The 7,503-nt window shown below is 68.5% G+C and carries 8 protein-coding genes and 1 pseudogene; 8 read left to right on the top strand and 1 reads right to left on the bottom strand.

Annotation, left to right across the window (positions count from 1 at the left end; genetic code table 11):
* Nucleotides 1–768: pseudogene (gene dnaA, locus N4P33_RS04735) on the bottom strand (chromosomal replication initiator protein DnaA); the annotation flags it as partial.
* 374 nt (nucleotides 769–1,142) lie between these two features.
* Between dnaA and rpmH the strand changes: the two are divergent.
* The 8 genes from rpmH to N4P33_RS04695 all read left to right on the top strand — a co-directional run bounded on the left by rpmH (nucleotide 1,143) and on the right by N4P33_RS04695 (nucleotide 7,222).
* Nucleotides 1,143–1,280: a 50S ribosomal protein L34 gene (gene rpmH / locus N4P33_RS04730; RefSeq protein WP_003956500.1), complete on the top strand. Its 138-nt coding sequence runs from the start codon at nucleotides 1,143–1,145 to the stop codon at nucleotides 1,278–1,280.
* Between the two features lie 21 nt (nucleotides 1,281–1,301).
* A complete protein-coding gene (gene rnpA, locus N4P33_RS04725) occupies nucleotides 1,302–1,673 on the top strand; it encodes a ribonuclease P protein component (protein ID WP_260824935.1) in 372 nt (123 codons plus the stop codon).
* A complete protein-coding gene (yidD, locus tag N4P33_RS04720; protein ID WP_260824934.1) occupies nucleotides 1,670–2,044 on the top strand; it encodes a membrane protein insertion efficiency factor YidD in 375 nt (124 codons plus the stop codon). Before rnpA ends, yidD begins: the two co-directional genes overlap by 4 nt.
* A 3-nt stretch (nucleotides 2,045–2,047) precedes the next feature.
* Nucleotides 2,048–3,319 (top strand): membrane protein insertase YidC, encoded by a 1,272-nt coding sequence (gene yidC / locus N4P33_RS04715; RefSeq protein WP_260824933.1) that lies wholly within the window; start codon nucleotides 2,048–2,050, stop codon nucleotides 3,317–3,319.
* 15 nt (nucleotides 3,320–3,334) lie between these two features.
* Entirely contained in the window at nucleotides 3,335–3,847 is a 513-nt protein-coding gene (locus N4P33_RS04710; protein ID WP_260824932.1) for a R3H domain-containing nucleic acid-binding protein, read from the top strand.
* A gap of 118 nt (nucleotides 3,848–3,965) precedes the next feature.
* Nucleotides 3,966–4,685: a 16S rRNA (guanine(527)-N(7))-methyltransferase RsmG gene (gene rsmG / locus N4P33_RS04705; protein ID WP_260824931.1), complete on the top strand. Its 720-nt coding sequence runs from the start codon at nucleotides 3,966–3,968 to the stop codon at nucleotides 4,683–4,685.
* 366 nt (nucleotides 4,686–5,051) lie between these two features.
* Nucleotides 5,052–6,131 (top strand): ParA family protein, encoded by a 1,080-nt coding sequence (locus N4P33_RS04700; protein ID WP_313904441.1) that lies wholly within the window; start codon nucleotides 5,052–5,054, stop codon nucleotides 6,129–6,131.
* A complete protein-coding gene (locus N4P33_RS04695) occupies nucleotides 6,128–7,222 on the top strand; it encodes a ParB/RepB/Spo0J family partition protein (RefSeq protein ID WP_260824930.1) in 1,095 nt (364 codons plus the stop codon). The genes N4P33_RS04700 and N4P33_RS04695 overlap by 4 nt, the downstream gene beginning before the upstream one ends.
* Nucleotides 7,223–7,503: the final 281 nt, after the last annotated feature.

Here is a 7,503-nt window from a genome sequence, read left to right as displayed (position 1 = left end):
GTCGTAGTCGCCGCCGCGGTCGTACTCGCCGCGGTCGTAGTCACCGCGCGCGCCGTCGTAGTCGGAGCGCTGCGGTTCGTAGGAGGGGCGCTCCACCGGCTGCGGGCGGTAGTCCTGGCCGGGTGAGGGGGAGCCGCCGTAGGTGTCCGGTGCCGGTGAGGCGTACGGGTCGCGGTCGGGGAAGCCGAGCCGCTGCTGCTGCCAGCTGTACTCGTCCTGCGGCGGCCTGGGCCAGGCGCCGGGCTCGGGGCGCTGGTACTCCGAGGGGTAGGCGGGGCGGGCGGTGGGGAGGTCGTCGCCGGACGGCCCGGGGTGCTGGTCGCCGCGGCGGCGGCCGTAGGGCTCGTAGCCGCCGTAGCCCCCCTCGTAGGGCTCGCGCTCCTGGCGGTCGGGGCGGTCCTGCTGTTCCGGGCGACCGGTGGGGAGCTCGGGCTCCTCGTAGCGCGGCTGGGGGCGGTGCGTCTGCGGGGCCGGCGGGGCCGGGGGCTCGCCGGCGGAGTCGTCGACGGTGATCGCGATCCGGATGGGGCGGCCGCACTCACGGCTCAGGCTCTCGCTGACGACCGGGGCGAGCCGCCCCTCGAGCACGCCCTTGGCGAACTCGTTCGGCACGGCGAGCAGCGCCGTGTCGGCGACCAGCGCGAGCGGCTGGCAGCGCCGGATCCAGTGCTCGTCCTTCCCCTCGACCCCCTGGCCGCGGCCCTCACCGAGGAGCTGCTCCAGTACGCGTGGCCACACTGCGGCAAGATCGGCAGGTACGTCAGCCACAGGGCACGCTCTCTCACAGGTCCCTCGAACGTGTGATTCGGGGACGGGTCGGGATGTAAAGGGGATGGTCGAGTGACAAGGGAACGAATCGGAGTCCAGTCACGGTAGTCAGCGCGGCCGGTGCGGTTCAAGTTGTTGTCCCCAGGCTGTGGACAAGTGTCTCCCGGTGGCCGCTGGTTTGACCGAATGGCGCAGCCCCGCGTACCGTAACCAGGTCGAGTTGTCGATGGCTGCTGCCGCCTGCCTCCGATGGGCACAGATCGCTCAAGGTGATCGGTCAGCGGTGCACTGGGGCGTAACGCGAGCTACTCGTGGGCGCACGGTGACAGCCAGGACGGCACCCCGCAAACACCGATTCTTTCTGGAGCCCCCGAGTGAGCAAGCGCACCTTCCAGCCGAACAACCGTCGTCGCGCGAAGACCCACGGCTTCCGGCTGCGGATGCGTACCCGTGCCGGCCGCGCGATTCTCGCGTCCCGCCGCAGCAAGGGTCGCGCCCGTCTGTCCGCCTGATACCGGTCAGGTCATGCCGTCGTGCTGCCCACCGAGAACCGGCTGAGGCGGCGCGAGGACTTCGCGACTGCGGTACGACGAGGGCGCCGGGCCGGACGCCAGCACCTCGTCGTGCACCTTCGTAGCGGTGCCACGGACCCGCATGCGCCTGGGGAGAGCGCTCCCCCGACGCGTGCGGGTTTCGTCGTGAGCAAGGCCGTGGGCGGAGCGGTCGTCCGCAACAAGGTGAAGCGCAGGCTTCGCCATCTGATGCGGGACCGAGTCGCCCAGTTGCCCCCCGGTAGCCTGGTAGTCGTACGAGCGCTGCCCGGAGCGGGTGACGCGGACCATGCACAACTGGCCCGAGACCTGGACGCCGCTCTCCAGCGGCTCCTGGGAGGGGGCGCGAGATGAAGTACCCGCTGCTGGCTCTGATCAAGCTCTACCAGTGGACGATCAGTCCGCTGCTGGGGCCGGTGTGCAAGTACTACCCGTCGTGTTCCCACTACGGCTACACGGCCATCGACCGGCACGGTGCCGTCAAGGGCACAGCACTCACGGCCTGGCGCATCCTGCGCTGCAATCCGTGGTCGCTGGGCGGTGTGGACCATGTCCCGCCGCGCAAGCGTCCGCGGTGGCACGAGATGCTGCGGAACGCCTGGCGTGCACGCCAGGGCGGGCCCTCCGCCGCCGACCCGGCCACCGAGGGACAGACTTCACCCACAAGTCCGACGAGTCCTTCGAGCCCGGCCGCCGAGACCTCGTCCCATGCCCAAGGAGCATGATTAGTGGACACGATTGCCAGCCTCTTCAGTTTCATCACGACACCCGTCTCCTGGGTCATCGTCCAGTTCCACAGCGTGTACGGCGCCATCTTCGGCCCGGACACGGGGTGGGCCTGGGGCCTGTCCATCGTGTCCCTGGTGATCGTGATCCGTATCTGCCTGATCCCGCTCTTCGTGAAGCAGATCAAGGCGACGCGGGCCATGCAGACGCTCCAGCCGGAGATGAAGAAGATCCAGGAGCGCTACAAGAACGACAAGCAGCGTCAGTCCGAAGAGATGATGAAGCTGTACAAGGAGACGGGCACCAACCCGCTCTCCTCGTGCCTTCCCATCCTGGCGCAGTCCCCGTTCTTCTTCGCCCTGTACCACGTGCTCAACAGCATCGCGTCGAACGACACCGTCGGCGTGATCAACGAGCGGCTGCTCGCCAGCGCGCAGAAGGCCCACATCTTCGGCGCCCCGCTCGCGGCGAAGTTCACGGACAGCGAGGACAAGGTGCAGGCCCTCCAGGCCTCCCTGACCGACGTCCGTGTCGTCACGGCAATCATGATCATCCTGATGTCGCTGTCGCAGTTCTACACGCAGCGCCAGCTGATGACGAAGAACGTCGACACCACGGTGAAGACGCCGTTCATGCAGCAGCAGAAGATGCTGATGTACGTCTTCCCCATCATCTTCGCCGTCTTCGGCATCAACTTCCCGGTCGGTGTCCTCGTCTACTGGCTGACCACCAACGTGTGGACCATGGGCCAGCAGATGTACGTGATCCACAACAACCCGACGCCGGGTTCCAAGGCCCAGGCCGCCTACCTCGAGCGCCTCTCCAAGCACGTCACCAAGCACGGCAAGACCCGTAACCGCCGCGAGCGCGCCATCGTCAAGGCCATCGTCGTCAAGGGCCGGGACCGCAACGAGTACGAGCGCAAGTTCATCAACGGTCTGAACAAGGCGGGGCTGGCGGCCCAGTCCGACGGAACGGTGATCAAGAGCGAGGCCACGGCCGCCGCTCAGGCCGAGGACGGTACGCCCACCACCACCGGGGCCCCCAAGCGTCAGCAGCCCAAGCGCCAGCCCAAGTCCAAGCGCCAGGCCGCCCCGGCCAAGGCGGCGGGCGAGCCCACGTCGCTGACCAAGACCGATCAGCCGCAGGATGACGCCAAGGCCGCGGGCGGGGCCAAGAAGAACCCCGCCAAGCCCGGCAGCGGTGCCCGCAGCAAGGCCCAGTCCGGACAGCGCAAGGGTCCGCAGCGGCCCAAGTCCCCGTCCAAGAAGTAAGAAGGAGTCCATCCCGTGACGGAAGGCACCACCTCCGCCGCTGCCGAGGGTGCAGACACCCTGACCCGCCTGGAGCAGGAGGGCGAGATCGCGGCGGACTACCTGGAGGGTCTGCTCGACATCGCCGACCTCGACGGCGACATCGACATGGACGTCGAGGCCGACCGCGCCTCCGTCTCGATCATCAGCGACACGGGCAGCCGTGACCTGCAGAAGCTGGTCGGTCGTGACGGCGAGGTGCTGGAAGCGCTCCAGGAGCTCACGCGCCTGGCCGTGCACCGGGAGACCGGCGACCGCAGCCGGCTGATGCTCGACATCGCCGGGTACCGCGCGAAGAAGCGGACCGAACTGTCCGAGCTGGGTGCGAAGGCCGCCGCCGAGGCCAGGAGCAGCGGCGAGGCCGTCAAGCTCAAGCCGATGACGCCCTTCGAGCGCAAGGTCGTGCACGACGCGGTCAAGGCCGCGGGGCTGCGCAGCGAGTCCGAGGGCGAGGAGCCGCAGCGCTTCGTCGTCGTGCTTCCCGCCTGATCGGCGTTACGTTCCACCGGCCCCGTCTGTTGCGCAGACGGGGCCGAACTTTGTCAGCCTGATAGTTCTGTGGTTCTGGTGTCGGCGCGCCGGCACGAATGCGGAAGGACGGTCCCCCGTGACGGAGGCAGCGGAGCTTCCCCCCGCGCCGGAGCAGGCCCGCGAGGTCTTCGGTGATCGCTTCGCGGACGCGGTCCGCTACGCGGAGCTGCTCGCGGAGGCGGGCGTGCAGCGTGGTCTCATCGGCCCGCGGGAGGTGCCGCGCCTGTGGGAGCGGCATCTGCTGAACTGCGCGGTGCTCTCGGAGGTCGTGCCGGAGGGGGTGACCGTGTGCGACGTCGGCTCGGGCGCCGGTCTGCCGGGCATCCCCCTGGCGCTGGTCCGTGAAGACCTCAAGATCACGCTGCTTGAGCCGCTGCTGCGCCGGACCACCTTCCTGACCGAGGTCGTGGAGCTGCTGGGGCTGGATCATGTGACGGTCGTGCGGGGCCGCGCCGAGGAGGTCATGGGGAAGCTGCCCCCGGTCCATGTGGTGACCGCTCGAGCCGTGGCACCGCTCGACCGCCTCGCCACCTGGGGTATCCCCCTGCTGCGGCCCTACGGGGAGATGCTCGCGCTCAAGGGGGACACTGCCGAGGAGGAGCTGAAGAGCGCCGCCACGGCCCTCAGCAAGCTCGGCGCCGTGGCCACGTCGATCGTCCATGTCGGCGAGGGTGTGGTGGATCCCCTGTCCACGGTGGTGCGGGTCGAGGTCGGCGAGAGCCCCGGCGGTGTGCGCTTCGCGGCGAAGCGGGCGAAGGCCGCTCGTACGGGACGGGCGCGTCGGCGACGCGGATAGTGGGCGGTGGGGTCTCTGAGGGCGTAGCGGGTGGTGGTGTCGTGAGAGCCGGACGTACTCCACACAAGCTGCCGAACCTGTCCATGCCGGAGTGTCGCGACAGTGTGGCCTCGGCTGCTGTGCATCGTGTTTCACGTGAAACGTCGCTCACTCCTGCACGGCATCATCAGTCGCGGCCGCGCTGCGGCCGAACCTCGCGACCGGAAGCCTCTCGGTTCCCTGAGAGAGGGCCCTGTTCCCGACGAAGCTCCGTCCCTGCCCCCCGCGGAAGACGTCTCCCCGTCTTCCGCGGGGGGCACGGAGTTGTCCACAGAGGTGGATTTCTCCACAGAACGTCAGGCCTCACTGGTTCACGACCCCGAAGGCATGGGAGGCTCTGTTCATTGCGAGCCTGAAGTCGAGGAGAGTGAATCCTTGCGGTCCGACGCCAACATCGCGGGACCGATGACCGATCCGGTCCCCGGTCCCCGTACCGAGTCGATGGGGGCGGATGTTTCACGTGAAACACCGCCTCCGATGGACGACACTCCCATCGGTCGTGCTGCCCAACTGGCGGTGGAGGCTCTGGGCCGCGCCGGTGAGGGCCTGCCACGGCCCGAGCAGACGCGTGTCATCGTGGTCGCCAATCAGAAGGGCGGCGTAGGCAAGACGACCACCACGGTCAACCTTGCCGCTTCGCTCGCTCTGCACGGCGGCCGGGTCCTCGTGATCGACCTCGACCCGCAGGGCAATGCCTCCACCGCCCTGGGAATCGACCACCACGCCGAAGTTCCGTCCATCTACGACGTGCTGGTCGAGAGCAAGCCGCTGTCGGACGTCGTCCAGCCGGTCCCCGATGTCGAGGGCCTCTTCTGCGCCCCCGCCACGATCGATCTCGCCGGTGCGGAGATCGAGCTGGTGTCGCTGGTGGCCCGGGAGAGCCGGCTGCAGCGGGCCATCCAGGCCTACGAGCAGCCGCTGGACTACATCCTCATCGACTGCCCGCCCTCCCTCGGTCTGCTGACGGTCAACGCGTTGGTGGCCGGCCAGGAGGTGCTGATCCCGATCCAGTGCGAGTACTACGCACTGGAGGGACTGGGGCAGCTGCTGCGCAACGTCGACCTGGTGCGAGGGCACCTCAATCCCTCGCTGCATGTCTCGACGATCCTGCTCACCATGTATGACGGCCGGACGCGCCTCGCGTCCCAGGTCGCGGACGAGGTGCGCAACCACTTCGGTGACGAGGTACTGCGGACGAGCATTCCCCGCTCGGTCCGTATCTCGGAGGCGCCGAGCTATGGGCAGACGGTACTGACTTACGATCCTGGATCGAGCGGTGCCCTCTCCTATCTTGAGGCGGCACGAGAGATCGCGTTGAAGGGCGTCGGCGTCAGCTATGACGCCTCCCAGGCGCACATCGGCGCACAGCAGCAGAACGATCCGAGCATGGTGGAGGGCATCCAGTGAGCGAGCGACGGAGGGGGTTGGGCCGTGGCCTCGGCGCACTGATCCCTGCTGCCCCGACGGAGAAGACGGTTCCACCGGCCGCGATGGGAGGCGCCGCTTCCACGTCTCCCACCGCGGTTCCGGTCCTGCCGAACGAACGCGGTGTGGCCGCTGCGAAGGTGGCCACGCTGCCCTCTGTTTCACGTGAAACAGAGGAGCCGCCGGCACAGGGGGCCGTGCCCCCGCCGCCCATCGGCGCCCACTTCGCCGAGATTCCCCTCGACGCCATCACGCCGAACCCCCGGCAGCCGCGTGAGATCTTCGACGAGGACGCGCTGTCCGAGCTGATCACCTCCATCAAGGAGGTGGGTCTGCTCCAGCCGGTCGTCGTACGGCAGACGGGTCCCGGGCGCTACGAGCTGATCATGGGTGAGCGCCGCTGGCGGGCCTGCCGCGAGGCGGGTCTTGAGGCCATCCCGGCGATCGTGCGGGCCACGGAGGACGAGAAGCTCCTCCTGGACGCACTGCTGGAGAACCTGCACCGCGCCCAGCTGAACCCGCTGGAAGAGGCCGCCGCCTACGACCAGTTGCTGAAGGACTTCAACTGCACGCACGACCAGCTGGCGGACCGCATCGGCCGTTCCCGTCCGCAGGTCTCCAACACCCTGCGGCTGCTGAAGCTCTCGCCGGCTGTCCAACGCCGGGTCGCCGCCGGGGTGCTGTCCGCCGGTCACGCCCGTGCGTTGCTGTCCGTCGAGGACTCGGAGGAGCAGGACCGGCTGGCTCATCGGATCGTGGCCGAGGGGCTCTCGGTGCGGGCTGTCGAGGAGATCGTGACTCTGATGGGTTCGCGGCCGCAGAAGGCCCAGCGTTCCAAGGGGCCGCGAGCCGGTGGCAGGGTCTCTCCGGCGCTGACCGATCTCGCCACGCGTCTCTCGGACCGCTTCGAGACGCGGGTCAAGGTCGACCTGGGGCAGAAGAAGGGCAAGATCACCGTCGAGTTCGCCTCCATGGAGGACCTTGAGCGCATCCTGGGCACCCTGGCCCCCGGTGAGGGTCCGGTCCTGCAGAAGAGCCTTGCGGACGACGACTCCGAGGAAGCCGATTCCTGAGCTCACGGCCGGTCCGGCTGAGCCGTTGAGGGTGGACTGCATCCGGTGTGTTCCGGACACAGTCCACCCTTTGCTTTGTGGCGGTATCGAGGGAATCGCTTCATGGATACGATGCGTTCGGATATGGCGCATCCTCCGGGCATTACTTCGGAAGGCAAGGCAGGGGCCATGCGAATGACGAGCCGCAGCGGACTGGTGAGCGCGGGGCTGGGGGTGGCCGCCGTCGGCGGGTTCATCGGCAGCCTGCTCAGGGAACGGAGTGCTCTGACAGCCGCCCGCGA

This window comes from Streptomyces sp. 15-116A (genome assembly GCF_025290915.1).
Taxonomy (GTDB): domain Bacteria; phylum Actinomycetota; class Actinomycetes; order Streptomycetales; family Streptomycetaceae; genus Streptomyces.
This window is presented reverse-complemented; position numbering and strand designations above follow the sequence as displayed.

Coding starts and splice junctions, on each gene's coding strand:
- N4P33_RS04700 (WP_313904441.1), top strand. CDS start 5,052: ATGGGAGGCTCTGTTCATTGCGAGCCTGAAGTCGAGGAGAGTGAATCC.
- yidD (WP_260824934.1), top strand. CDS start 1,670: ATGAAGTACCCGCTGCTGGCTCTGATCAAGCTCTACCAGTGGACGATC.